Raw genomic sequence first — 24,426 nt, forward strand, 5'->3', positions numbered from 1 at the left:
TTCCGGCGGGCGCAGAGCGACGCCTTGGTGGTCTCCCAAGGCTACCAGTGGGCCGAAAGCGGTGGCCGGGCTGGCCACTCGGCCACGGTCGCCCGACATGGGGACAACTTTGAGGTAACGCGCGTACTTTAACCCGTGGATCGTGTCCGGGTGTGGCGCGACCCCGGCTGACTGTTTGAAAGAGGCGGACCCATGGACCTGAATTCACTGCTGAGCTGGGTGTCGATCTCACTCGCGACCATCAGCCTCGTTATCTTCGTCTCGTTCTTCGTTCTGGTGCGGAGGCTGTACCGGCGCATTCGCCGTAGCCGCAGGCTGACCGGCGCGGTGTTGCGTTCTCGCACCATCCTGAGTCGGGGCCCGCAACACGAGGTTCTGAAGCTGCAGTTGCGGCTGAGGGAATCTCTCGACAGTGGTCAGGCAGCCGTCGACCTGGCCCGGAGCAGCCAGGGCCCGCTCGGCGAGCTTCCGCGACTTTTCCGTCGCATTCAGGGCGAAAGCGTCACGCTGCAATCGCAGCTGCGGCTGCTGACGAGCGAGGCCGATCCTGTCGTGCTCGCCGAGGCGCTGTCGGTGGCCGGCCGCCGTGTCGACCAAGTGGCCGGGTTGGTGCGCCGGCTGCGCTCGGCCGTCGCTGCCGGTCTCGGAGAGCTCACCGATGACACCCTCACGGCCCTTCGGTCCGAGGTCGACCGCGAGGTGGCCGCGCTCCGGGCTGGGGTCGATGAGTTGCGCTCCCTCAACGGCCGCTCGCTCAACGGCTGCTCCCTCGACGGCCACTCCCATAACGGCAACGACGGGTTCTCTGATCCGCGCCGGCCCTTGCCCATGAATACTTTCAACAGAAGGACTGAATCATGAGCCTCACCTCGCGGCTGCGCGTCATCCTCCGCAGCAAGTCAAACCAGGCCCTGACCCGGATCGAAGACCCCCGCGAGGCCCTCGACGACAGCTACGAGCAGCAGGTGAAGTCGCTCCAGCAGGTGCGCCTGGGGCTGGCCGAGGTCGCAACGGCAAAGAAGCGAATTGAGTTGCAGGGGCAGGACATGGGCGGCCGCTACCAGCGGCTGGCCGACCAGGCCCAGGAGGCGCTGAACCAGGGCCGGGAAGATCTGGCCCGCACGGCGCTGGAACGCCGGTCGCTCCTCGAGGGCCAGGTGGCAGCCATCCGTGACCAGTACCTCGTTTTGGTGCAGCAGCAGGCGCAACTGCAGGACAACGAACGACGCCTCGCCGAACGGGTCGCCGCCTTCCGCCTGGAGAAGGAGACCATCAAGGCCACCTACGCTGCCTCCGAGGCTCGGGTCAAGGCCAACGAGGCCGCGTCCGGCATCGGCTCGCAACTGGGCACGGTCGGTGCCGACCTCGACCGGGCCAAGGACCGGGTCACCCAGATGCAGGCCCGCGCCGCCGCCACCGACGAGCTGCTCTCCAGCGGCGCTCTGAACGATGTCACGGCCCCGCTCGACGCGGACCTCGAGCGGCAGCTCTCGGCTGGGGCGACCAGAGCGGCTGTCGACCGCCAGCTTCAAGCGATGAAGGAGGCCCGCGCCACGAACCGAGGCCCCGGCCCGAACGCTCGCGGAGGAACCGACGCCTGGTTGAGTATCGGCCAGGGCCCGTCTCTCCCCTGATCCTGGTCGTCGACCCACTCTGAGCCAGGTCGTCGAACCAATTCGACGGAGATTTTGGCGAAAACGCTACTTTCCGGGGCATCCTGGACCTACCTTGGCAAAATCTCCGTCGAATTCGTCCGCGCTGCGGGGCAGAACAAAGCGCGAGGTGCACGCCCGAACCGCACAGGCACTTCGGCGCATCAGGCGGGAGGTGTGGCCACCTTAGGAGATCCGGCCGGGCCGAGCCGGGTATCCGCACCTGTTCCGCACTGGTCCGCGCCGACTGGAGAATTTAGGCGACGGATGTCCTGAGTCAGCCCCACACGCAAGCTCGCCTGAGCCTGAACCTGAACCTGAACCACGGTTGCTCGGGTGAGCCAAAATCTCCGGCGAATTCGTGCGGCGCACGGGGCGCAACCTCACGCGGGCGGGCACACGTTCCCTCCGGGAACAGATACCCCGCATCAGCTGCGGGCCTGCGCCAGGCCGAACGAGCGGGCGCCGCGCCGGCTGGCGACGGTCCAGTACGAGGCCAGAACGCTCACCAGTGCGAGGATCAGCAGGATGGCCGCGGGCCCGCCGGCGCTGCCGCCTCCCCCGGAAACAATGGCCTGCATGCCCCGCACCGCCCAGGTGAGCGGCAGGAACGGGCTGATCATCTGGAACGGCGCCGACACCAGCTCAATCGGGTAGAGCCCACCCACCGCGGTGAGCTGCAGCGCGAGCAGTACCAGGGAGACCACGATTCCGACCCGGCCGAACGCCGCCGTGAGGAAATGGTGCACCGCCGCGAACACGAAGGCGAGGAACACCGCGAAGGCCAGGGTCGACGGCAGGATCGACCACGAGACGCCGAGCGTGCTGTGCAGCAACAACACCACGACCACGGCCTGCGCTGCGGCGATTCCGAACGCACGGCCGAGGCTGCGGGCCACGAGGTTGCCGGTCGACGCGGTCGACGCGAGCGCGAGCGCGGACAGCGGCTTCATCACCAGGAAGATCGCCAGGGCACCGATCCACAGGCCGATCGGCACGAAGACCATGCCGATGACCGGGCCGATCGACGCGAAGGCGTTGTCGCGCTCCGCGGTGATGCCGACCGGTTCGGAGACGACCGCCGCGGTCGTCACCGGGTCGGTGTCGGTGAGAAGGGCCGCGCTGTCCGCGCCGTCCTGCAGCCCGCTGGCGAGTTCGACCGCGCCCGATTCGAGCAGGCGGGCGCCCGCCGCGGCATCCGTTGTTCCGGTGGCCAGCTGCGAGAGGCCGGTGGCGATGCCGGCAACGCCGGTGGCGAGGTCGCTGGCACCGCCGCGGAGGTCGCTGCCGCCGGCGGAGAGCAGGCTCGCACCGTTGGCGCTCTGAGACACCCCATCGAGCACGCCTTCGAGGCCCGGACCGGCCTGGCCGATGCCGGTGCTCTGCGCGGCGAGGGCGTCGAATCCGCCCTGGAGCTGCAGCAGGGCCGGCGCGTAGTCGGCGACCCGCGGGTCGCTCTGCATGGCCGCGTTCAGCTGCCTGAAACCGTCGGCGTTGGCCTGCACCCCGGCCGCGTAGGCCGGTAGGCCGGTCGCGAGCGGAGCCAGCCCGACCGCGCCCGTGCTCAGCCGGTTCAGGCCGTCGCTCAGTCCGGTGACGCCCTGGGTGTACTCGGTCACGCCGGAGGAGAAGCTGGCGGCGCCGGTCGCGGCGGACGAGGCCCCGGATGCCGCGGCGGCCGTGCCGCCGGCCAGCGAATCGAGTCCGGTGGCCACGCCGGTGACCCCGGTCGAAACCTGCGCGGCGCCATCCGCCGCCTGCGTGAGGGACTCGCCCAGCACGGCCAGGCTGGTGTAGAGCCCGTTGAGGTACTGCGAGGTGATCTCGCGGCCGAAGACGCCCGACATGGCGGTGCCCACCGACTGGGCCACCGATCCGGCCAGGAACGAGTGCGCGTCATCCGTGCGGATGCCCAGGTCGGCCTGGGTGGGAGCCGCCCCGCCCAGCGAGGTCACCGACGCCGAGAAGTCCTTCGGGATCGTGAGCACCGCGTAGGCGTCGCCGGAGGCCAGGGCCGACGCGGCATCCGCGGAGTTGGAGATGGTCCAGTCGAACCCGGTGGCCTCGGACCCCTCATCGGAAGGCTTGGTGAGTTCGGTCACGAGCAGGCGGCCGGCGAGCACCGGCTGCTCGGTGCCGTCGGGCAGGGTGGTGGTGACGATCTCGTCGTTGTTGACGACGATCGCCGGCAGCGTGTCCACGCGCTGATCGGCGGTGGCGAGGGCCCCGGCGAAGAGTCCGGCAACCGCCAGCGGCACCACGATCAGGCCCGCCAGCAGGGCCCCGAGGGCCCCTCGGCGCTGCCCGGGCGTGCGGCTGAACAGTTCCTCAAGCCTGGTGCTCATCGCTGCAGGGCCTTTCGGTCACGGGAATCGAGTTCGAGGGTCTGCAGCGGGCGGGCCCCGCGGTAGACCGCGATCGCCTCGGGGAAGGAGGCGGCACCGACGATGAGGGCGGTCGAGGCCGGGGCGAGGATCGCCAGCACCTGCACGAGGTCCCGCCCCGCCGGGTCGACGGGCAGTCCCTCGCCGAGGTCGACGATGACAACTCCCGGGGTCTCGATGAGCGCCGCGGTCACGTGCACCGCGGCACGGCCCAGGGCGGAGAGGGACGATACCGTCGTGCCGGCCACGATCGGGCCGGCGTCCCGGCCGCTCGACGGGGTGCCGAGCGCACCGTTCAGACGCGCGATCCACCCCGCGAGAAGCGAACGGCGCGACGCGGCGCGGTACCACGGATGCGCCAGGTCCAGCCGTTCGGCCAGCAACTCCCCCACGGTGAGCCCATTGTCGCGGCTGTCGCCCACGTCGGCGAGCGCCACCGCGCGGAGGGCGCGGCTGCGCTCGGACGGCAGCGGAAAGCCCATGACCTGGAGGCGGCCGAACACCGGGTCGAGCCGGCCGGCCAGGGTGGCGGCGACGACGCGGCGGTGGGTGGCGGAGCCGGTCAGTACCACCACCGCGCCGGCGTCGATGGTGAGGTCCAGCGGCCCGAAGGGGCTCTCCGGCAGCCCGAAGACGGCTCCCTCGGCCGTGATGGCGTGCGGCTTGCTGATGGCCCATTCCTTGTCGGCCAGGTGCCGGCGCAGACCCTCACCCTCGATGTCGACGTTGGGCAGAATGCGGGAGAGCCAGCGTGGCAGCCACCAGGCGGCATCGCCGGCGAGGGCCATCGCGGCCGGGACCAATGTCATCCGCACCAGGAACGCGTCGAGGAAGACTCCGACGGCGAGGGCGAACGCGATGCCCTTGATCGCCCCGGTGCCCTCGGGCACGAAGGCAAAGAAGACGAAGAACATGATCAGGGCGGCGGCCGTGACCACGCGGGCAGCGTGGGAGAACCCGTGCACGATGGATTCGCGGGCCAGGCCGGTCTTCACGAACTCCTCCCGCATGCCGGAGACGAGGAACACCTCGTAGTCCATGGCCAGACCGAAGAGCACGGCCATCAGCAGGATGGGCAGGAAGCTTAGGATCGGCCCGGGGGTTTCCACCCCGAGCAGCTCGGAGAACCAGCCCCACTGGAAGATCGCCACGGTCGCGCCGATCGATGCGGCCACCGAGAGCAGGAACCCGAGGGCCGCTTTGATCGGCACGAAGATCGACCGGAACACCATGGTCAGCAGGATGATCGAGAGCCCCACCACGATCAGGGCGAACGGCACGAGCGCGTTGCTGAGGCGGTTGGAGATGTCGATCGACACGGCGGTCGCGCCGGTCACGGCGATGGGGGTGCGCAAGTCGTCGTCGATCGATGGTGCCAGATCGCGGATGGCCTGCACGAGCGCCTTGGTCTCGGGCGCGTTCGGCGCGCTGTCCGGCATGACCTGGATGATGGCGGTGTCGACGGTCGGGTTCGGAGTGCCCTTGCCGACGAAGGCCACGCCGGGCAGGGTGCGCAGGGCCGCGCCGATGGTGTCGAGGTCACCGAAGATATCCGTCGTCTGGGTGATGTCGACGACGACGATGAGCGGACCGTTGTAGCCCGGACCGAAGCCCTCCTCGAGCATGGTGAACGCCTCTCGCTGCGTCGAACCGGCCGGCTCGGACGCCCCGTCAGGCAGGTTCAGGTCGAGGCTGAGGGCCGGGATCGCCAGCGTGCCGAGCACGCCCACCACGAGGAGCACGGCCACGACCGGCGCCCTGAGCACGAGGTTGACCCAGCGGTGGCCGAGGGTGGGCCGGCCGGTGTCTGGACGGGTGGCCCGGTGGTGCGCGCGGCTGCCTGTCTTGGGAGTGAGGCGCCCCTTGGCGAGGCCGAGAACGGCGGGGAGGAGCGTGACCGCCACGAAGATGGAGACCAGCACGGCCAAGGCGGCGCCCAGCCCCATCACGCTGAGGAAGGGGATGCCGACCACGAGCAGCCCGAGCAGGGCGATGATCACGGTGATCCCGGCGAAGACGACGGCGCTGCCGGCGGTAGCCACGGCCGAGGCGGCCGAATCGTGTGGTTCGACCCCGTTGGCGAGCTGCGTGCGATGCCGCGACAGGATGAAGAGCACGTAGTCGATGCCTACGGCGAGCCCGAGCATCAGGGCGAGCATGGGGGCCGTGCTCGAGACTGGCACGAATGCGGAAATCACGGTGATGCCGCCGATGGCGACGCCGACGCCGATCAGGGCCATCAGCAGCGGCATCCCGGCGGATACGAGCGAACCGAAGGTGATCACCAGCACCACGCCCGCGAAGATCAGGCCGAGAACCTCGGAGATGGTGATGCCGAAGGTGTTGTCCTGGAAAACCTGGCCGCCGAAGGCTACCTCGAGGCCGGCCTGCTCGGCGATATCCCGCGTCGCGGTCACGTCGTCGAGGGTTTCCGCGGTGACGTCGGTTGATAAGCCGGACAACTGAACTTGGCTGAACGCACTCTCCGAGTCGTCGGAGATCGCGCCCGACGCATATTCGTCATAGGGCGTCAGCACCGAGTCGACGCCGGGCACGTCCGCGAGTTCGGCCGCCATGTCGACGATGGCCGTGCGGTAAGGCTCGTCAGTGACGGATGCCCCGTCCGGGGCCGTGTAGACAACCTGTACCGCGGCGCCGGCCGCCTGGGGGAACACCTCGCCGAGCTTGTCGATGGTGTCCTGTGATTCCGTGCCGGGAATCGCGTACGACTCCTGGGTCTGGCCACCGAGGGCCACCCCGGAGCCGAGGATCCCGACCAGCAGGATGGCCCAGATGCCGAGCACCAGGCCCGCACGCTGGTAGGCGAAGTGACCGATTCGATAGAGCAGGGTTGCCATGGGTGCTACTTCCGGGACGGGGCGGTGCGAACGGTGACAGGGGCAAGCAACTCGGTGATGACGGTCAGGAGAGCCGGTCGGACCTCTTCCACCGGGGCTATCTCCTCCCCGAGGAACGTCATGCCGGCCACCAGGGTGTAGGCGGCGCCGCCGAGGGCGATACCGAAGCGGATGCGGTCCTCCGTACTCGCATCGCCGTGGCACAGCGTGTCGGAGAGGCGCACGATCACCACTCCTGCCCGGTCGATCACGGGGATGCCGCGCAGCGACTGAGACTGGTTGATGAAGGTGTGCAGCTCGAGGCGGAATTCAAGGATGAAGTCGATGAAGTCGTTCACGAACCGGCTCCGGGTCAGGGCGCTCTCCTCGGTGGCGAGGAACCGTTCGAGAATGGCCTCCAGCCGGTTCACCGCCGGGGTGAGCACCTCGTCGAGGAGCGCTTCCTTGGAGGCGAAGTGGTAGAGCACGCTCGATTTGGAGTACCCGGCCGCGTCGGCGATCTGCTGCAGCGAGGTGCCGGCGAACCCGACCGAGGCGAACTGCTCCAGCGCTGTCGCGCGCAGTTCTGCGCTGGTGCTCTGGCGGTTGTGTGGGGGCTGGGGCACAACGGGCTCTGGAGTCACCCGATCACGGTACCTGACCGATCGGTCAGAGCTTGTCCGATCGGTCAGATTGTCGGGAAACGTGCAGCCGGGCAACTTCCGGGTAGCGTTAGACGCGGAGGTCACCATGCGAAAGTTCATTTTCAGCAGTGCCATCATCGGCGTGCTCGCCGGCGGTTGGAACATTCTGAGCGCCACCCGCACCGGTCCGCGCGACTGGCGCCTGGCGCTGATGTGGATCGGCTGGCTGCTCAGCGCCGCCGTCGCCATCGGAACCGTCATCCAGGATGCCGACGATCGCCGAATCGAGGACTAAGTCCTCCGCTGTCGGCGTGTCAACGCGGGCCGTAGCGCGCCGCACGGCAAACTGAAGAGTTCACGGGCACGTTAGCCGAAAGGGGCTCCCGATGTTTGGTCGACGACGTCGCGTCGCACCGGTCGCACCGGTCATCCCCCCGCCCGTTCCCGAGCTCAGCGACGCTCAGATATTCGAGCTCCTGCACACCCAAATCGCTCGTCTCGTCGGCGCCCAAGGCCAGTGGACTCTGGTTCCCCGCAGCAGTGACGACACCGACGTGATCTTCCACGATCTGAAGGCGAACCAGATTGCCTCGTCCCTGGCCTCCGTGCTCCGCACAGAGACCGCCGTTCTGCGCGGCGAGGTCACCGCCGAGCCCACCGCGCTCCCCTTCATTCCCGCCCCGATCTCCGTTTGGGCCGAACCGGAGCGGGCGCCGACGGCCACCCTTCCGCGCTTCTCCGCCGCTGCTTCGACGAACAACGCCCGCCTCGTCGCCTGACCCGCGGCCCCGCTTGTTTGCTCGCTCGGCAACGCGATTATCGTCCACTCCGGGTCAACCTGCATCGGTGACCGCAGTCGGCACTGAGTTCCGGTGCGGATGATCGTCCAGTGCTTGTTGTGCAGGAGCAAAGGGTGAGCATGGCACAGCAGTACTCCGTCGGACGAGCGCATCCGTTTGCAGCTGCGGAAGAAACGCCCCGCGGCACCGGAGACCACCCATCCCAGGCGCTCGAGATCGCGTTGTGCTGCGGCTGGATCGACGGGCAAGTGAACTCTCTCGACGGTTACTTGTCGCAGGCCTTCACTCCCCGCCGAGCCCGCAGCGTGTGGTCACAGCTCAACCGGGACTCAGCCCTCACCCTCATCGTGGAGGGGTGGATGCGTCCCGCCGGGTTCTTCCCGGCGCTCACGTCCCAGAACCGTTTCGCGATCCTGTTCCGCCTCGACGGTACGAAGCAGCCCGAGGCTCGCGCCGCGAAGATTGCGACCTACATCGGCATGCTCGAATGCGGGGAACCGCTCTACCGGCAGAAACCCCGAGACACCCCTGCGTCGGGAGCTTGCCGGACGCGCCCGTATAGAGTTCCGCCGCATTCTTTGTAGGTCTTCTTCAGACTCGCGCTGCCGCGGAATTCTAGATTGAAGATCATGACTTCCAGCCCCCTCATCGCCCGCACCCCGACACCCCGCATCATGAGCGTGCGCGACCTGTCGCAGATCGCCATCTTCGCCGCCCTGATCGCCGCACTCGGACTGCCCGGCGCCCTGAGTATTGGGGCGGTGGCCGTGCCGATCACCTTCCAGACCCTCGGGGTGATGCTGGCCGGGGCGATCCTCGGGGCGCGCAAGGGCTTCTTCGCCGTGCTCCTCCTCCTCGCCCTCGCCGCAGCCGGCCTCCCGCTGCTGTCTGGCGGGCGCGGCGGCATCGTCTGGTTCACCACCTCACCCTCCGCCGGCTACCTCTACGGCTGGCTGCTCGGCGCCCTGGTCATCGGCTACTTGACCGGCCTGCTCCTCCCCCGCTACCGGCTCTGGGCGGCGCTCGGCGCCACCACCCTCGGCGGTCTCGTCGTGGTCTACCTGATCGGCGTGCCCGTCACCGCGATCAACCTGGGCCTGCCGCTCTGGGTTGCTCTTGTCGACGCCGCGAAGTTTCTGCCCGGCGACCTGATCAAGGTGGTCGTGACCGTACTGGTGGCCCGCCAGGTTCACAGGGCCTACCCGGGTCTGATCCCGCCGCGCCGCAGCGCCGCTCCCGCGCCCGAGGCCGCCGACGTCACCACCGGAGCAGTCACGCCCGCATCATGAGCAGGATCGACTTCGACAGCGTCTCGCATGCGTTCGGTGAACGGATGGTGCTGCGGGACATCCGTCTGACCCTCACCGAACAGCGCATCGGCATCGTCGGTGCGAACGGGTCGGGAAAGTCCACCCTCGTGCGCCTGATCAACGGATTGATCAAGCCCGACACCGGAATCGTAAGCGTCGGCGGCCTCGACGTGGCCCGGAACGCCAAGGCGGTGCGCCGGCAGGTCGGCTTCATCTTCACCAACCCGGACAATCAGATCGTGATGCCCACCGTGGCCGAAGACGTCGCCTTCACCCTGCGCCGCCGCGGGCTGACCCCGCTCGAGATCTCGACCCGCACGCGGGCGGCGCTCGAGCGCTTCGGGCTCGACCAGCACGCCGACCATCCGGCGCACCGGCTGTCCGGCGGCCAAAAGCAGTTGCTCGCGCTGGCGGCCGTGCTCGTGGCGGAGCCTGAGATCGTGGTCGCCGACGAGCCGACCACGCTGCTCGACGCACGCAATGCCCGGCGCATCACCGAACTTCTGCTCGGCCTGAGCCAGCAGGTCATCGTGGTCACCCACCAGCTGGACCTGCTCGCCGCCTTCGACCGCGTGATTGTGATCGAGGACGGCCGGGTGGTCGCCGACGGTGCACCGGATGCCGCGCTCGGCGCTTACCGGGAGCTGCTGGCATGATCGGGCCGGCATGATCGGGCTCTATCACCCCGGCCACTCGCTGATCCACCGCGCGCCGATGCTGCTCAAGCTCGTGCTTCTCTCGCTCGCCGTGCTGCTCGTCGGCTCGCTCGGCGAGCTCTGGCAGCTGGGCGCCTGCCTTCTCGGGGTCGCCGCACTGTTCCTGGTGGCGCGGGTGCCGCTGGGCGCGGCGTGGCAGCAGATCGGCCCGATCCTGTGGATTTTGGTGATCGCCGTTCCAGTCCAGGCGCTGTTCGCCGGCTGGACCACGGCCGGCCTGATGGCCGGGCGGCTACTGATCGCCGTGGCGCTGGCGGCGCTGTTCACCGTGACGACCACGGTCACGGCCGTGCTTGAGGGCTTTCAGAAGCTTCTACGACCGTTCCGTCGCTGGGTCGACGCCGACCGGGTCGGCCTCCTCCTCGCCCTCACCCTGCGGTGCATCCCGCTCGTCACCGAGATCGTGTCCGAGGTGATCGAGGCCCGTCGGGCGCGCGGCACCCAGGGTTCGCTGCTCGCCCTGGCCGTGCCGGTGGTCGTGCGCTCGCTCTATGCCGCGGATGCGATCGGTGAGGCTCTGGCCGCCCGCGGTCTCGACGACTGAGGCCGGAGCGGTTCGGCCCCGGCAGGTCGGTTGCGGCTAGGTTGAGACCACCAGCGGTTTCCGGTCTCACCCCGACCGGACAGGCGAGGAGCGGAGCGCGATGATCCAGCCCGGCTGCATGACCGAGGCACGTCGACGAGGACGGCTGCGGCGCGGCATCCGGGCCGGTGGCTGGTGGACCCTGACCGCGTTCGTACTCGTCGTGATCGTGTTCCTTGCCTGGGTGAACACTGTGCGCGTGGCCGATCGGGCCGCGTCGGACGAGGTCTTCGCCAACCCGAACGTGACCGTCACCGACACCCCCACGTCGGTCGTCCTCGCGCCCGCCGACGACGCCGGCGACATCGGCTTGGTCTTCGTTCCCGGTGCCCGGGTTGACCCCTATGCCTACCTCTACAAGCTGGCGGGCACGGTCGAAGACACCGGGGTGACCGTTGTGATCATCAAGCCGGTGCTCAACCTCGCCATCTTCGACCGCCGGACGTTGTCCACCTTCACCGACGCCGTCCCCGACGTCTCCACCTGGTTCGTGGGCGGCCACTCGATCGGCGGCGTGCGAGCCTGCATGCTGGCGGACGATCCCGCGGTGGCAGGGCTGGTGCTGTTCGGCAGCTACTGCGCGGCCGCGCCGGAGCGCACCGATCTGCGGGCCCTCAGCCTCAGCGGGAGCGCCGACGGCCTCAGCACCCCGGAGAAGATCGCCGACAGCGCAGATCTACTTGTGCCCGACACCCGTTTCGTCGAAATCGAAGGAGCCAACCATGCGCGGTTCGGCGACTACGGCGTCGAGAACGGCGACGGTGTTGCCACCATGTCAACGGATGCCGTTGCCGCCGAAATCACCCGCGAGCTCACTGAGTTCCTGACACAGACAACCCCGTAGTCGGCAACCTTCCCCGGTCCGCGGTTGCGATGCACTGAAGCGGCCGGCACCTGACGAACCCGATCGTTGGAGCACGGCGTGAGCACCCTGGTCATCTTCGATTCGACCTCCAAAACCAGGGCAACCATTGCCAGCGTCGCCCCGGCACCCTGCGGGGCGCGGTCGGCCGCCTTCGACACCCGGGGGCGCACATCCGTGCTGCCCCGCTGAGGTGCAAGAAAGGCCCGGGTATCCTTGACCGGGCCTCTCCTGCCGCTCTCGTGTTGTGTTCTGTGTTACGTGGTGGTCAGAGAGTCTACGTACTCCTGGTTCTCGGAGATCCACTTCGCCACGATCGGCTCGTAGTCCTTGCCGTCGTAGTCGACGAACATGGCCTTCTCAAGCGAGTACAGCTTGTCGAGGTCCATGTCGAAGCCCTTGATCCACTCGGTGGCCTGCGGAAAGTCCTCGGCGAAGTCGGACTTGGCGTAGCTGTGGAGCGACTCGGTGTTCTTCAGGGTTCCCTTGGGGTCCTCGAGAGTCTTGATCGGCAGCGAACCGTAGGCCCAGTGCGGCTCCCAGAGGGTGACGACGATGTTCTCGCCGGCCTTGGTGGCCGCGGTCAGCTCGGTGAGCATGGCTGCGGTCGATGAGGTCAGGTATTCCATGTCGTCGAGGCCGTAGGCCGGGATGACCTTCTCAGTGGTGGCCTTGGTCAGGCCGGCTCCGGGTTCGATTCCGACGATGCGGTTGCCGAACTTGTCGGCGTTCCTGGCCAGCTCGTCGAGGGAATCGATGGGGGCATCCTTGTTGACGGCGATGGTCAGGCGGGATTCCTCGTTCCATGCGCCGAGGTCGACGATGTCATCGCCGTACTCCTTCACGTAGGACGCGTGGGTCTCCGGCATCCAGACATCCATGTTGATGTCATAGTCTCCGGTGGAGAGACCCGAGTAGACGGGGGCAACGTCGGCGTATTCCAACTCCGCGTTGTAGCCCTTCTCGTCGAGGATGGCCTTCCACAGTTCGGAGACCGCGACGCCTTCATCCCAGCCGTTGAACACGGCGATGGTGATGTCTTTCTGGTCCTTGTTCCCGTCGCCGACGACGGCGGCCTCGGCCGAGGCGCAGCCGCTGAGTGCGAGGAGCCCAACGGCTCCGAGGGCGATGAGGGACAGTGATCGGTTTTTCATATTGTTTCCTTTCGTGTCGCCTGGTGGGCGACCGGGGCAGAATCAGAAATCAGGAGGTCGTGTGCGTGGCGCACTGACTCAGGCGGCCAGGGCTTGCTGGGCGCGGCGCTTGCGGGCCGACATGATTCGACCGAGCGGGGTGTCGCCGGTGCCGAGTGCGGCGGTCAGGCGGTCAAGGAAGATGGCGAGGATCACCACGGCGAGGCCGGCTTCGAAACCGAGTGCGACGTCGATGCGGTTCAGGCTGGCGACGACATCCGCTCCCAGCCCCCCGGCACCGACCATACCGGCGATGACGACCATCGACAGTGAGAGCATGATGACTTGGTTGATACCCGCCATGATCGTCGGCATCGCCAGCGGAAGCTGGATCTGCCGGAGGATGCGCCAGGGCGAGGCGCCGAAGGCCTGCCCGGCCTCAACCACTTCTCGGTCGACCCCGCGGATGCCCAGCTCGGTGAGGCGGACTCCCGGAGCCATCGCGAAGATGATGGTGGCCACGATTCCGGGCACGACGCCCACGCGGAACAGAATCAGCGCGGGAATCAGGTACACGAAGGCCGGCATGGTTTGCATGAAGTCGAGAATCGGCCGGATGATGTTGGACGCCACCGCGGACTTCGCCGCCAGGATACCGAGCGGCAGGCTGAGGGCGATCGCGAGCACACTGGCGACCAGCACCAGTGCGAGGGTGTTCATGGCGTTCTCCCACTGGTCGACGCCGACGACGACGATCAGACCGAGGACGGTACCGACCATGAATTTCCAACCGCGGGTGGCCAGGGCCAGCCCCGCCGAGAGCACGATGATCACCCAGAAGGGCGGCGCCACCAGGAGGAAGTCGACCAGTTCGTAGGCACCGTCGAAGACGGCCCGGATGAAGTCGAATAAGAACCCGAACGTGTCGGTGATCCAGTCGATGAACCCCTCCACGAGGGTACCGAGAGGAAGTCGGAAGTCGTTCACAGGTCGGCTCCTTCCAGAGCGGTGTCGCGGAGGGTTTCGGTGATCACGCTGATGGAAATCGTGGCTGCGGGCTCGATCACGGGCACGTCTCCCGTATTCGTGCTCACGTTGCCGAGCGCGGCCAGCAAGGTCACCCGCGGGATGACGCCGAGCAGACGGTTCTTCTCATCGACCACGGCGATGGCCAGATCACTGCCGACCGAGGGTTCGACCAGGTCGACCAGCGGGGTGTCCGGGTTGACGGAGATCGCATCCGTGCGCACTATCGCGCGCAGATCGGTCTCGCCGGCCTTGACCTGCCCCAGCACGTCGCGATCGCGCACCACACCGGCGAAGGTGCGGTCGCGGTTGAGCACGAAGGTGGCGGAGGTCTGCAGGTCGCGCATGGTGCGGAGCGCAGCTCGGGGACCGCCGGTGATCGTGACCACGGAGCGCACGGGCTCCATCACGCTGGCCGCGGTCAGCACCCGGGCGCGGTCGACATCCTGCACGAACTGAGCGACGTAGTCGTTCGCCGGATCGGTCAGGATCTCCTCGGGGGTGCCGATCTGAACGATGCGACCATCGCGCATGACCGCGATGCGGTCGCCGAGGAACATGGCCTCGTTGAGATCGTGGGTGATGAAGATGATGGTTTTGCCGAGCTCGGCCTGCAGCTCGATCAACTGCTCCTGCATTTCGCGGCGGATCAGCGGGTCAAGGGCCGAGAACGCCTCGTCCATCAGGAGGACGTCGGTGTCGGCGGCGAGAGCCCGGCCGAGGCCGACTCGCTGCTGCATTCCGCCGGAAAGCTCGGACGGCAGGCTGTCGGCCCAGCCGTCGAGCCCGACGAGGCGGATGATGGTGCGCGCCTTGGCGAGCCGCTCCTCGCGGCCCATGCCCTGCACCTCGAGTCCGTAGGCGACGTTGTCGATCACGGTGCGATGCGGTAGCAGGGCAAAGTGCTGGAACACCATGGAAATATTAGTGCGGCGCACCTCGCGCAGTGCGGCGGCGGAGATGCCGGTGATGGCCTGGCCGGCCACCGTCACGCTGCCAGAGGTGGCGTCCAGTAGCCCGTTGAGCATGCGGATCAGCGTGGATTTGCCCGAACCGGACAACCCCATCACCACGAAGATTTCGCCGCGGTGAACCTCGAATGAGGCGTCGATAACGGCGGCGGTGCCCAGCGAGGACACCTCATCGCGGCTGGCTCCCGCGGTCAGCTTCTTGACGAGCTCGTGCGGACGACGCCCGAACGCTTTGTACAGTCGATCTGCCTTCACGGCAATAGTTTCGGTCACGGATTCTCCCGGTGCACGCCGGGCGGGGCCGATTCACGGCCGACGGAACGGATGCACGCTGTGTCGGACGGGTAGGCCGTGACCGGCCTCGACGCGATGGAAAGCGTGGGCTGGGGCGATCATGGGGATCGCATCCGTCATGGCCTCACCATACGAAGCGCCGTACCGATGGGGCCGTGGCTGTACATTCGCGTCCTGGTGAAGGGTCGTAAGACCAGCAGCAATCCTAACACGGGGGTATTTGCGTCGCAGAAGCAGCGATTTCGACGGTTTCGGGTAGCGGGGAGAACCGGCCCTACCGCGGGCCGCGAGACAGTCGCCGCGGACCATCCGTGCCGGGTCGCGTTCGACGACCCGGAACGGACTCAGGCCTTGAGCACCGCGATCTGCGCGGACTTCTCGGTCGCGGCGGCTGTTTCGGCGGCGCTGGGCGCACCGTGGTGGGCGATCATCGTGGTCTCGTCGAACGGCTCGTGACGGTCGAGCACCCGGTCGACCTGGGCACGATCGATCTCCTTGGTCCAGGATCCGATCAGCACGGTGGCGACGGCGTTGCCGGTAAAGTTCGTGAGCGCGCGGGCCTCGGACATGAAGCGGTCGATGCCCACGATGAAGCCGACTCCTTCAAGCAGCTGCGGGGCGTGGGCCTGCAAGCCGGCGGCCAGGGTCGCGATCCCGGCACCGGACACTCCGGCGGCACCCTTGGAGGCGATGATCATGAAGGCGAGGAGCCCGATCTGCTCGCCCAGGGCGAGCGGCTGACCCATGGCCGTGGCGATGAAGAGCGACGCCATGGTCAGGTAGATCGCGGTGCCGTCGAGGTTGAAGGAGTACCCGGTGGGAACCGTGACGCCCACGACCGGCTTGGAGACGCCGAGGTGCTCCATCTTGGCGATCAGGCGCGGCAGCGCCGCCTCGGAGGAGGAGGTAGAGAAGATCAGCAGGTACTCTCGGCCGAGATAGCGCATCAGCTTGAAGATGCTGATGCCGGTGACGATCTTGAGCAACCCGCCGAGGATGACGACGATGAAGAGCACACAGGTCAGGTAGAAGGCGCCCATCAGGGTGAAGAGGCTGATAACGGCCTGGAAACCGGTGGCACCGACGACGGCGGCGATCGCACCGAAGGCGCCGATCGGCGCGAGCCACATGACCATGATCAGGATGCGAAAGACCAGGGCCTGCACGTGCGCGATGCCCTCGAGGATCGGCTTGCCGGCGGCTCCCATCTTCTGCAGCGCGAAGCCGGCGATGAGGGCCACCAGCAGGGTCTGCAGGATGTTGCCGGCGGTCAGTGCGGAGAACAGTGTGGTCGGGATGATGCCGAGGAAGAAGTCCGATTCGGCGGCTTCCGGCGGCACGAAGGTGGTCGCGGTGAGATCGAGCCCTGAGCCGGGCTTGATCACGTTGCCCACGACGAGGCCGATCGCCAGGGCGAAGGTGGACATGGTCAGGAAGTAGCCGAGGGCCAGTCCGCCGATCTTGCCGACCGTGGCGGCCTTCGCGATGGACCCGATGCCGAGGATGATCGTGCAGAAGATGATCGGCGAGATCATCATCTTGATCAGGGCGATGAAGATGTCCCCGAGCGGTTTGAGCGAGACGGCGAATCCGCCTGTACCGCCGAAGAGCAGGCCGACGATGACGCCGAGGATCACCGCGACGATGACCGCCATGTACAGGTAGTGGGACTTGTCAAACTTCTTCGCGGGCTGTGCAGCGCGGGCGCGAGGCAGTGATGCCATAAAAGACTCCTTTGTCTAGTAACTAGGCTGGGGTGAGGCGCTGGTGCGCCCGGACCATCCGTGGTGTGTTTCACACTGGACGACCGAGGCGCCCGCGTCACTGTTGCGGTCATATTGGTCACGGTCGCGCAAATGGAAGAAGGATGCGATGGGGCAAGGCTGGAGCATTGCGCGCCGCCTGTTCCTGGCGAACGCCCTGGTCATCATGGCCATAACCGTGTTCGCGGGCACCGCGGCCTTCGTGGACGCCCGCGACCGTGGTTTCGTCGCCGCCGAGGAACGGATGCTGTCCGTCGCCAGCGCCATCGCCGACAACCCGCTCGTACTGGAGGCCAGCCGCTCAGCCGATCCCAGCGCGGTGCTCCAGCCGTACGCCGAGCGGGTCACCGCCGACGCCACCCTCGACTTCATCACGATCATGGCGCCCGACCGCACCCGCTGGACCCACCCGACCGAGTTGGAGATCGGCCGCCCCTACATCGGTACCGTCACGCCCGCCCTGGCCGGGGAACCGTTCACCGAGGTGACCACGGGCACGCTCGGACCCTCGGTGCGGGCCGTCGTTCCGATCACCGACGAGCAGGGAGCCGTTCAGGGCCTGGTGGCTGCGGGGGTGAAGACGAGCAACCTCTCCATCGCGCTGAGCGCGCGGCTGCCGGCCGTGCTGGGGGTGGCCCTGATGCTGCTAGCCACGGGCACCCTCGCCGCCTGGCTGCTCGGTCGCTATCTGAGCCGGGTCACGCTCGGCTGGGGACCGGAGCAGCTCGCCCAGCTCTTCGTCTACTACGACTCGGTGCTGCATTCGGTGCGGGAGGGTCTCGTGCTCGTCACTCTCACGGGCGAGGTCGTGCTCTACAACGATCAGGCTGCCCGGCTGCTGGGCCTGCCGCCGCGCTCACCGACTGAGGGCAGAGCATCCTCCGCCGCCACGCAGAGCCTTGACCGTCTCGACCTTCCCCCAGCGCTCGCCGAGCTACTGAAGAGCGGCCGCCCCGCCACCGACGAGATCCACGTCACCGACACGCGCGTGCTGGTCGTCAGCCAGCTGCCGGCACTGAAACCGGGCAGCGGCCGCACCAAACCCGCGCCGATGGGCTGGGTTGCGACCATCCGCGACCACACCGACCTGCAATTGATGGGCAGCGAGCTCCGGTCGATGCGCACCCTCTCGGATGCCCTGCACGCCCAGACCCATGAGCACGCCAACCGGCTTCACACCATCGTGTCCCTGATGGAACTCGGGCGCGGCGCCGAGGCCCTCGATTTCGCCACCAAAGACCTGGAGCTCAGCCAGCAACTCACCGATGACATGCTCGACTCGGTGGACGAACCGGTGCTCAGCGCCCTGCTGATGGGCAAGTTCGCCCAAGCCAGCGAGCTGGGCGTGCTGCTCACGGTTGAGGCGGCCGGAACCCTCGCCGATTCCGGCCTGACGGCGCAGGACCTGGTCACGGTCGTGGGCAACCTGGTCGATAACGCACTCGACGCGGCCGCCGGCGGCGAGGCACCCCGCCGGGTGCACCTCTCGGTCGGCTCCACGCCCTCGTCGGTGGCGATCGAGGTGGCCGACACCGGGCCCGGCGTCGACCCGGACGCCGTGACCGACATCCTCCGCCGCGGTTACAGCACCAAGGAGCCCGGCAGTTTCGGCCGCGGCCTCGGACTGGCGTTGGTGCGGCAGACGGTCAACCGGCTCGGCGGCAGCCTCAGCATCACCCGCCGCGAGGGGGCCGTGTTCACGGTCACCCTCCCCCGGCAGCCGGAGGAGCCCACTGCGGGCATCGAACCCGACCTCGCGGCGACGATGGGCGGATCGTATGACTGACCGGGACATCCGGGTGCTCGTCGTCGAAGACGAAGCCATTGCGGCCGAGGCGCACGCCGCCTACCTCGGGCGTCTGACCGGTTTCGTGCACGCGGGCACCGTCGGCGACGGCCATTCCGCCCTGCGCGCCCTGGCTAAGGCCGTCACCGCGGGGCAGCCCATCGATCTGGTGCTGATGGATATGACCCTGCCCGACCTGCACGGCCTCGACGTGAGCCGACGGATGCGCGCGGCCGGCCTGACCACGGACATCATCGCCATCACGGCGGTGCGCGAACTGCACATCGTGCGCGGCGCCGTGGCCGCCGGCATTGTTCAATACCTGATCAAGCCGTTCACCTATTCGACCTTCGCGCAGAAGCTGGTGCAGTATCGGGACTTTCGGCTTCAGCTGGGCGGCCTGTCCGCGATGACCAGCCAGACCGACGTGGACCTGGCGTTCGCGAGCCTGCGCACGCCCACCGAGCTGCCGCGGCCGAAGGGTCTGTCCGAGGGCACCCTGGGCGCGGTGATCGAGTTCCTGAAGCTGCAAACCGTTCCGGTCTCCTCCAGCGAGGTCATGGAGCAGCTCGGCATTTCTCGGGTGACCGCCCGGCGCTACCTTGAGCATCTGGCCGACACCGGCTCGCTCGAGCGGTCGCCGCGCTACGGCACGCCGGGGCGGCCAGAGAACGAATACGTCTGGAAGCGGCTGTAGCGCGCACGTGCAGTCACGGCCGCGCGGTGAGCACTCCTGGCGTGGCTCTCTCAGCGGCCGGCGCGCTCCGCCAGGCCGCGCACGCAGGCGGCCTGGCCGGCGTGCTGCAGGTCGTCGGAGAGCACGCTGACCAGGCGCACCGCGAGTGTGACCGGCGGGGTCCAGCGGGTGTCGACGACCCGGGAGAAATCTGCCGTGGTGAGAGTGGGCAGCCAGGCGATGGTGCGGGCGTGCACCGCGTCGAGATAGCCGGCCAGAACGGATGCGCCGGCGCGCACCTGCCCAACCTCCTCGGCGGTTTGGCCGTAGCCGGTGGCCGCCCGCGCGAAGGGAAACGCGAACCTGTCGGCCCAGCCGGCGCTGTCCCAGAGCTGGTCCTCGTTCATCAGCTCGGCCAGGTGGTCATCCTGCACCCGGGTCAGGTGCCAGATCAACCACGCGATGCTGTTCGCCTCCGGGTCGGGCCGGAAGGTCAGCAGCTCTTCGTCGGCATCCACGAGCACGACATGCACGATGCTCCGGACACGTGCGTAGGCCTCGGCGATCAGGTAGCTCGACAGCATCGGTTCTCCTTACGCCGAGTGCCTCGTCAGTGCCTCGGTTGGTGGCCCCGATGTGTCCCGCGTCGGAGCCAGAGTAGCCCCGGCTTGCTACCTGGCGGTGGTCGAGCCTGTCGAGGCCCACCGCCCAGCAGCTGGATTACGGTTGCGCCCGTTTGCTCGGGAGTGCGATCAGGGTTTGTTCGGGGTCGACTCCGACCGGCGGCCGGAGCCAGTAGTCGTTACCGGTGCGGATGATGCTCCAGTGCTGATTATGCAACAGCAGGTGGTGCGGGTGGCAGAGCAGTACCCCGTCGGCGGGGTCGGTGTAGCCGTTGTCTTTCACCCATTCGTTAATGTGGTGGGCCTCGCTCCAGGCTGGTGATTTGTCGCAGTCGACCCAGCGGCATCCGCCGTCGCGAACGCCCATTGCGGCCCGCTGGGCTTCGGTGAAGAGGCGTTCGTCGCGGCCGACGTTGATGATGTCGCCGGATTCACTGAACTGGATGCCGCGGGTTCCGGTGTCGCAGAGGAGCCGGTCGATGGTGTCCTGCGAGATCGGGACCGGGTTTCCCTCGATCTGCCCTGCCTGACCCGCCTGACCCGTTTCGAGGGCCGTTCCGGCCACGATCACTCAAACCGACGGGCGGCGGCCACCGAACACCCGCCCCTGGTCGGCCTCACCGGCGATCTTCAGCAGCTGCACGAAGGCATCCGCGGCGATCTGATCCGTGCTGCGCGAGTCATCCTGCAGGCGTTTCGCCCACGCCGCCTTCTCCTTGTCGACGAAACGCACGCCTCCGCGGCGAGGGTCGGTGACCGAATCGAAGACGGAGAGCACGAATTCGCCGTCTTCGGGAGCGAAGAGCCCATTCAGGCGCACCTTGCCGTTTCCCAGCCGGTACACCTTCAGGAACCGGTCGTCGTAGGCCTGCTTCTCCCGAGCGGCAATGCCGGCTTCGTCGAGGCGGTCGCGCATTCGTCTCGCGAGTTTGAAGACGTGGTCCGCGTTCAGAGTTGAGGCCACGGCGAGGAGAGAATCGGGGGCCGCACGAAGCTTCTCGGCGGTGACCGCGTCGTCGATCTGGCCGAGACCGGAACGGATCGACTCGGCCGCATCGACCGAGAGCATTCCCGCGGTGACTGCCCGGGCGATCGGCGCCTGCCACGACACCTTCTCGACGAACGCCGCGACCGCGGCGGCATCCGAATCGCGCGACTTCAGGACGGCTTAGACGAGCTTCTCCGCCGCCGCGGCGTCGGCCATCATCGAGCCGACCGCGACGAGCTTGAACGCGTCGTTCTTCGTCGAGCCGGTCACCTTCTGGATCAACGCCTGAGGCGAGAGGAACCCCTGCTGCGCGGCCAGACCGGAGTGGCCCGGTTCCAGCCGCGAACGCCGGGCGATGGTCGCCGCCATCCGCGCCGAACGGGTGTCGAGGAGGCGGCGAGCAGCCGCGATCGGCCTCTGACCGGCCAGCACCTCAGCATCGGCGAGGGCCTTATTTTCGGCGAAAACGGAACCGAGGAGGGCGACGGCATCCGTTGCCTGCCTGAGGTCATCCGCGGTGGTTGTCATGTTTCGAAACTAGCAAACATGACATACAGAGTTGAGAGTCTGTCACTTATCTATGGAAGTTTCTAGAAGTCATGTTCGAGGCCTGCGCGGCCACTCCACCCTCTTCCGGTCGGCTAGCCCTCCAGCGACCTGATCAGACGAGCCAGCACGCCACCATGGACGGTGTTGGGCTCGACGTCCTTGGTCACTACACTGCCGGCAGCCACGATTGCCCCGTTGCCGATCGTGACACCGGGCAGGATTGTGGCGAAAGCACCGATCCACGCGCCGTCGCCGACATGGATCGGTTTGGTTACCAGTGGGCCGACTCGGAACTCGCTGGGTCCGATCTCATGCGTACTTGTGACGAAGCGGACGCCCTGGGCCACAGCCGCGCGCCCGATGACCACACGCTCATTGCCGTCGAAGTAGCAGCCCTCATTCACGAACGCGCCGGGTTTTAGAACGACCATTCTGGAGCCGAAGGTGACCCCCTTCAGCACTCTGGAACTTCTGACGTTCATTCCGGCGAGGTGGAGCAGCCGAGACCGATGCGCTCCATTGACGATCAGCGGTGTAGCCAGGAGCCAATTAACGATGATGTCGTGCCAAATTCGCACCGCGTGGGGTCTGTCTTTGGTGGCTCGTGCAGCTCTGATTTTTTCCGCCTGACGATGAAGGTGCTGTTGACTGGATATCAGGCTACCGGGTACAGAAAAGGCCAAGCCTCGTTTGGAACGAGCCTGGCCTTTTTCTGATGGTGCACCCCCCCGGACTTGAACCGGGAACCCACTGATTAAGAGTCAGTTGCTCTGCCAATTGAGCTAGAGGTGCGTGTTTCTCTACTCTCCGACCCAGGGTGACCCGAACCGACTCTAGATACTAACAGCACGATTACCTTCGGCGCCAATCGCGGTACAAACCGGAGAGTCGCGCCAAAATTACTAGTCTTGGTCTGTGACCCAGCCCCAGAAGTACTCCCTCGATGACGACCTCCAGCTCGCGACCGAGCTCGCCGATCTGGCCGACGCGATCTCGCGCGACCGGTTCACCGCGATGGACCTCGTCGTGACGACCAAACCCGACCGCACCCCGGTGACGGATGCCGACCAGGCCGTGGAGCGCGCGATCCGGACCGCCCTGGCCGAGCGGCGCCCGGCCGACGGCATCCTCGGTGAGGAATTCGGCACCGAGGGCACCAGCGTGCGGCAATGGATCATCGATCCGATCGACGGCACAGCCGGTTTCCTGCGCGGCATCCCGATCTGGGGCACTCTGATCGCCCTCGCCGTCGATGGCGATCCGGTGGTGGGGATGGCGAGCTCCCCAGCCCTCGGCAAGCGTTGGTGGGCGCGCACCGGCGGCGGCGCCTGGATGACCGACGAGCGCACGCCGGGCGCCGACCCCGTGCGCCTGGCCGTGTCCGGCGTGGCCAAGCTCGCCGACGCCTCGCTCAGCTACAACAGCATCCAGCAGTGGGACCAGACCGGGCACCTCGACGAGCTGATCACACTGTCCCGCCAGGTCTGGCGCACCCGCGCCTACGGCGACATGTGGTCGTACATGCTCCTCGCCGAGGGTCTGCTCGACATCGTCGCGGAATACGACCTGCAGCCCTACGATCTCGCGGCCCTGGCCCCGATCGTGCAGGAGGCCGGTGGCCGGTTCTCCTCCGCCGACGGCCGGCCCGGCCCCTGGCACGGCAGCGCTCTGGCCACCAACAGCCTGCTGCACGAGCCGGCTCTGCGGGCCCTCGGCTCAGCGACCACCACCACGGATGCACCCGCGTCCCCGAGCGCGCCGACCCGCTAACCGATGATCCCGCCGCGCACGCATCCCGGAACCCTGACCCTGCTGATCGCTGCGGCCAGCGTCCTGACCGCCAGCCTCACCGGCTGCAGCGTGATCGGCGACATGCTGCCGACGCCGGTCCGCAACGTGGCTGCCGTGCCGGCATCCGCTCTCGGAGAGGTCACCGCTGTGGCCGACCTTCTCGTCGGAGACTGCCTACGTGAGGTTTCGGAGGGACTGGACGTGAACGCATCGATCGTTCCGCGGGTTTCATGCGACGAGAGCCACGAGTTCGAGGTATTCGCCCGGTTCCCGGTGCCGGGCGACGCCTTCCCCGGCGACAACGCCGTGACCGCAGTGGCGGAAACCGGCTGCGGTTCCCTGTTCGAGGACTTCGTGCTGCTCGAGTACCGGGCATCGAGTCTGGATTTCGCCTACCTCACCCCCACGGCGCAGAGCTGGGCCGACGCCGACGTCCTGGCCAGCCCGAACGGCCCGGGCAGCCGCGACGTCTCGTGCCTGATCACCGACCCGGCCGGCGCCGTGACCGGCACCCTGGCCGGCGCATCGCGCTGACCCGCGGCCATACTGTTGACCCATGAGGATCAATGCCTTCTCGGATGTCTCCCTGCGAGCGCTCATGTTCCTGGCGACGCTCCCCGACGGCGAGCTTCAGACCTCGCGGGTCATCGCCGAGGCGGTGGCCACCCCGTACAGCCATGTCAGCAAGGCCGTCATGCGACTCCGCGAGCTGGGACTCGTGGAGTCACTGCGCGGCCGTACCGGCGGAGTGAGGATCAGCCCGGTCGGGCGAACGGCCACCGTGGGCTGGCTGCTGCGCCAACTCGACACCCGCGACGATGTCGCCGACTGTGAGACGCCCCACGGTGACTGTCCGCTCAGTGGCGGCTGTGGACTCCGCGGGGGGCTCCGACGAGCACGGGAGGCGTTCTACGCCGAACTCGACGACCTTGTGATCGCGGCTCTCCCCCATATCGGCTTCCCCGCTCCCGTTGTCCTCACGCTGGCACCCCCGCCGCCGCGCCGCGCCGATCGGGGGTAATGGGATACAACCCGATA

27 protein-coding genes and 1 tRNA gene are annotated in these 24,426 nt (G+C 67.6%); 15 read left to right on the forward strand and 13 right to left on the reverse strand.

All coding sequences use genetic code 11. The features are described 5' to 3' along the window. Positions 1 to 192 precede the first annotated feature (192 nt). Both E3O28_RS11135 and E3O28_RS11140 read left to right on the forward strand, forming a co-directional pair. On the forward strand, positions 193 to 861 hold the full coding sequence (locus E3O28_RS11135; RefSeq protein ID WP_134416016.1) for a hypothetical protein: 669 nt from the start codon (positions 193 to 195) through the stop codon (positions 859 to 861). Then, positions 858 to 1,634: a PspA/IM30 family protein gene (locus tag E3O28_RS11140; protein ID WP_104102852.1), complete on the forward strand. Its 777-nt coding sequence runs from the start codon at positions 858 to 860 to the stop codon at positions 1,632 to 1,634. The genes E3O28_RS11135 and E3O28_RS11140 overlap by 4 nt, the downstream gene beginning before the upstream one ends. Positions 1,635 to 2,080: 446 nt before the next feature. On the opposite strand, the gene E3O28_RS11145 is transcribed toward E3O28_RS11140, so the two are convergent. The 3 genes from E3O28_RS11145 to E3O28_RS11155 are packed head-to-tail and all read right to left on the reverse strand — an operon-like array spanning position 2,081 to position 7,517. Beyond that, positions 2,081 to 3,997 (reverse strand): YhgE/Pip family protein, encoded by a 1,917-nt coding sequence (locus E3O28_RS11145; RefSeq protein WP_104102849.1) that lies wholly within the window; start codon positions 3,995 to 3,997, stop codon positions 2,081 to 2,083. After that, entirely contained in the window at positions 3,994 to 6,894 is a 2,901-nt protein-coding gene (locus tag E3O28_RS11150) for an MMPL family transporter (protein ID WP_104102846.1), read from the reverse strand. The genes E3O28_RS11145 and E3O28_RS11150 overlap by 4 nt, the downstream gene beginning before the upstream one ends. 5 nt (positions 6,895 to 6,899) lie before the next feature. Beyond that, complete coding sequence (locus E3O28_RS11155; protein WP_233191519.1) at positions 6,900 to 7,517, reverse strand: TetR/AcrR family transcriptional regulator; 618 nt, start codon at positions 7,515 to 7,517, stop codon at positions 6,900 to 6,902. 106 nt (positions 7,518 to 7,623) lie between these two features. On the opposite strand from E3O28_RS11155, the gene E3O28_RS11160 reads away from it, so the two are divergent. The 8 genes from E3O28_RS11160 to E3O28_RS17265 all read left to right on the forward strand — a co-directional run bounded on the left by E3O28_RS11160 (position 7,624) and on the right by E3O28_RS17265 (position 11,980). Further along, positions 7,624 to 7,812 carry a hypothetical protein gene (locus E3O28_RS11160; RefSeq protein WP_104102840.1) on the forward strand — a complete coding sequence of 63 codons (189 nt, stop codon included), beginning with the start codon at positions 7,624 to 7,626 and terminating at the stop codon, positions 7,810 to 7,812. A 91-nt stretch (positions 7,813 to 7,903) separates the two neighbouring features. After that, on the forward strand, positions 7,904 to 8,296 hold the full coding sequence (locus E3O28_RS11165; RefSeq protein WP_104102838.1) for a hypothetical protein: 393 nt from the start codon (positions 7,904 to 7,906) through the stop codon (positions 8,294 to 8,296). Positions 8,297 to 8,436: 140 nt separating this feature from the next. Continuing rightward, on the forward strand, positions 8,437 to 8,901 hold the full coding sequence (locus E3O28_RS11170; protein ID WP_104103500.1) for a YdeI/OmpD-associated family protein: 465 nt from the start codon (positions 8,437 to 8,439) through the stop codon (positions 8,899 to 8,901). A gap of 45 nt (positions 8,902 to 8,946) precedes the next feature. Continuing rightward, positions 8,947 to 9,606, forward strand: coding sequence for a biotin transporter BioY (locus E3O28_RS11175; RefSeq protein WP_134416020.1), 660 nt, complete (start codon positions 8,947 to 8,949; stop codon positions 9,604 to 9,606). Beyond that, positions 9,603 to 10,283, forward strand: coding sequence for an ABC transporter ATP-binding protein (locus tag E3O28_RS11180; RefSeq protein WP_104102835.1), 681 nt, complete (start codon positions 9,603 to 9,605; stop codon positions 10,281 to 10,283). The genes E3O28_RS11175 and E3O28_RS11180 overlap by 4 nt, the downstream gene beginning before the upstream one ends. A gap of 10 nt (positions 10,284 to 10,293) precedes the next feature. Next, complete coding sequence (locus tag E3O28_RS11185; protein ID WP_104102832.1) at positions 10,294 to 10,887, forward strand: energy-coupling factor transporter transmembrane protein EcfT; 594 nt, start codon at positions 10,294 to 10,296, stop codon at positions 10,885 to 10,887. Positions 10,888 to 10,987: 100 nt separating this feature from the next. Then, the gene (locus E3O28_RS11190) at positions 10,988 to 11,770 is read left to right on the forward strand and encodes an alpha/beta hydrolase (RefSeq protein WP_233191518.1); all 783 of its coding nucleotides are present in this window, start codon (positions 10,988 to 10,990) and stop codon (positions 11,768 to 11,770) included. A 78-nt stretch (positions 11,771 to 11,848) separates the two neighbouring features. Beyond that, a complete protein-coding gene (locus tag E3O28_RS17265; RefSeq protein ID WP_255409045.1) occupies positions 11,849 to 11,980 on the forward strand; it encodes a hypothetical protein in 132 nt (43 codons plus the stop codon). 65 nt (positions 11,981 to 12,045) lie between these two features. Here E3O28_RS17265 and E3O28_RS11195 read toward each other — a convergent pair whose 3' ends face one another. The 4 genes from E3O28_RS11195 to E3O28_RS11210 form a co-directional block, all read right to left on the reverse strand. Beyond that, positions 12,046 to 12,942 (reverse strand): glycine betaine ABC transporter substrate-binding protein, encoded by an 897-nt coding sequence (locus E3O28_RS11195; protein WP_104102829.1) that lies wholly within the window; start codon positions 12,940 to 12,942, stop codon positions 12,046 to 12,048. 78 nt (positions 12,943 to 13,020) lie between these two features. Further along, positions 13,021 to 13,908 carry a proline/glycine betaine ABC transporter permease gene (locus E3O28_RS11200; protein WP_134416022.1) on the reverse strand — a complete coding sequence of 296 codons (888 nt, stop codon included), beginning with the start codon at positions 13,906 to 13,908 and terminating at the stop codon, positions 13,021 to 13,023. Beyond that, entirely contained in the window at positions 13,905 to 15,173 is a 1,269-nt protein-coding gene (locus E3O28_RS11205) for a glycine betaine/L-proline ABC transporter ATP-binding protein (RefSeq protein WP_233191517.1), read from the reverse strand. The genes E3O28_RS11200 and E3O28_RS11205 overlap by 4 nt, the downstream gene beginning before the upstream one ends. A gap of 383 nt (positions 15,174 to 15,556) precedes the next feature. Continuing rightward, positions 15,557 to 16,936: a cation:dicarboxylase symporter family transporter gene (locus E3O28_RS11210; protein ID WP_134416024.1), complete on the reverse strand. Its 1,380-nt coding sequence runs from the start codon at positions 16,934 to 16,936 to the stop codon at positions 15,557 to 15,559. A 148-nt stretch (positions 16,937 to 17,084) separates the two neighbouring features. On the opposite strand from E3O28_RS11210, the gene E3O28_RS11215 reads away from it, so the two are divergent. Next, complete coding sequence (locus E3O28_RS11215; protein ID WP_134416026.1) at positions 17,085 to 18,761, forward strand: sensor histidine kinase; 1,677 nt, start codon at positions 17,085 to 17,087, stop codon at positions 18,759 to 18,761. Then, complete coding sequence (locus tag E3O28_RS11220) at positions 18,754 to 19,458, forward strand: response regulator (RefSeq protein WP_134416028.1); 705 nt, start codon at positions 18,754 to 18,756, stop codon at positions 19,456 to 19,458. Before E3O28_RS11215 ends, E3O28_RS11220 begins: the two co-directional genes overlap by 8 nt. Before the next feature lie 50 nt (positions 19,459 to 19,508). Here E3O28_RS11220 and E3O28_RS11225 read toward each other — a convergent pair whose 3' ends face one another. From E3O28_RS11225 to E3O28_RS11250, 6 genes are all read right to left on the reverse strand, one after another. Beyond that, positions 19,509 to 20,021: a DinB family protein gene (locus tag E3O28_RS11225; RefSeq protein ID WP_134341816.1), complete on the reverse strand. Its 513-nt coding sequence runs from the start codon at positions 20,019 to 20,021 to the stop codon at positions 19,509 to 19,511. Positions 20,022 to 20,157: 136 nt separating this feature from the next. Further along, positions 20,158 to 20,625, reverse strand: a complete 468-nt coding sequence (locus E3O28_RS11230) for a hypothetical protein (protein ID WP_134341817.1) — start codon at positions 20,623 to 20,625, stop codon at positions 20,158 to 20,160. 6 nt (positions 20,626 to 20,631) lie between these two features. Next, the gene (locus E3O28_RS11235; protein ID WP_134400706.1) at positions 20,632 to 21,171 is read right to left on the reverse strand and encodes a DUF222 domain-containing protein; all 540 of its coding nucleotides are present in this window, start codon (positions 21,169 to 21,171) and stop codon (positions 20,632 to 20,634) included. A gap of 57 nt (positions 21,172 to 21,228) precedes the next feature. Then, positions 21,229 to 21,576, reverse strand: a complete 348-nt coding sequence (locus E3O28_RS11240; RefSeq protein ID WP_134400705.1) for a hypothetical protein — start codon at positions 21,574 to 21,576, stop codon at positions 21,229 to 21,231. Positions 21,577 to 21,689: 113 nt separating this feature from the next. Then, the gene (locus E3O28_RS16365) at positions 21,690 to 22,058 is read right to left on the reverse strand and encodes a DapH/DapD/GlmU-related protein (protein ID WP_166784802.1); all 369 of its coding nucleotides are present in this window, start codon (positions 22,056 to 22,058) and stop codon (positions 21,690 to 21,692) included. A gap of 255 nt (positions 22,059 to 22,313) precedes the next feature. Further along, positions 22,314 to 22,389, reverse strand: a tRNA-Lys gene (locus E3O28_RS11250). A 123-nt stretch (positions 22,390 to 22,512) separates the two neighbouring features. On the opposite strand from E3O28_RS11250, the gene E3O28_RS11255 reads away from it, so the two are divergent. The 3 genes from E3O28_RS11255 to E3O28_RS11265 are packed head-to-tail and all read left to right on the forward strand — an operon-like array spanning position 22,513 to position 24,409. Next, complete coding sequence (locus tag E3O28_RS11255; protein ID WP_134400704.1) at positions 22,513 to 23,367, forward strand: inositol monophosphatase family protein; 855 nt, start codon at positions 22,513 to 22,515, stop codon at positions 23,365 to 23,367. Between the two features lie 3 nt (positions 23,368 to 23,370). Next, positions 23,371 to 23,922, forward strand: a complete 552-nt coding sequence (locus tag E3O28_RS11260; protein WP_104102793.1) for a septum formation family protein — start codon at positions 23,371 to 23,373, stop codon at positions 23,920 to 23,922. Positions 23,923 to 23,944: 22 nt separating this feature from the next. Then, a complete protein-coding gene (locus E3O28_RS11265) occupies positions 23,945 to 24,409 on the forward strand; it encodes an Rrf2 family transcriptional regulator (RefSeq protein ID WP_104171597.1) in 465 nt (154 codons plus the stop codon). Positions 24,410 to 24,426: the final 17 nt, after the last annotated feature.

It is taken from the genome of Cryobacterium sp. TMT2-14, assembly GCF_004402465.1.
Lineage (GTDB): Bacteria > Actinomycetota > Actinomycetes > Actinomycetales > Microbacteriaceae > Cryobacterium > Cryobacterium sandaracinum.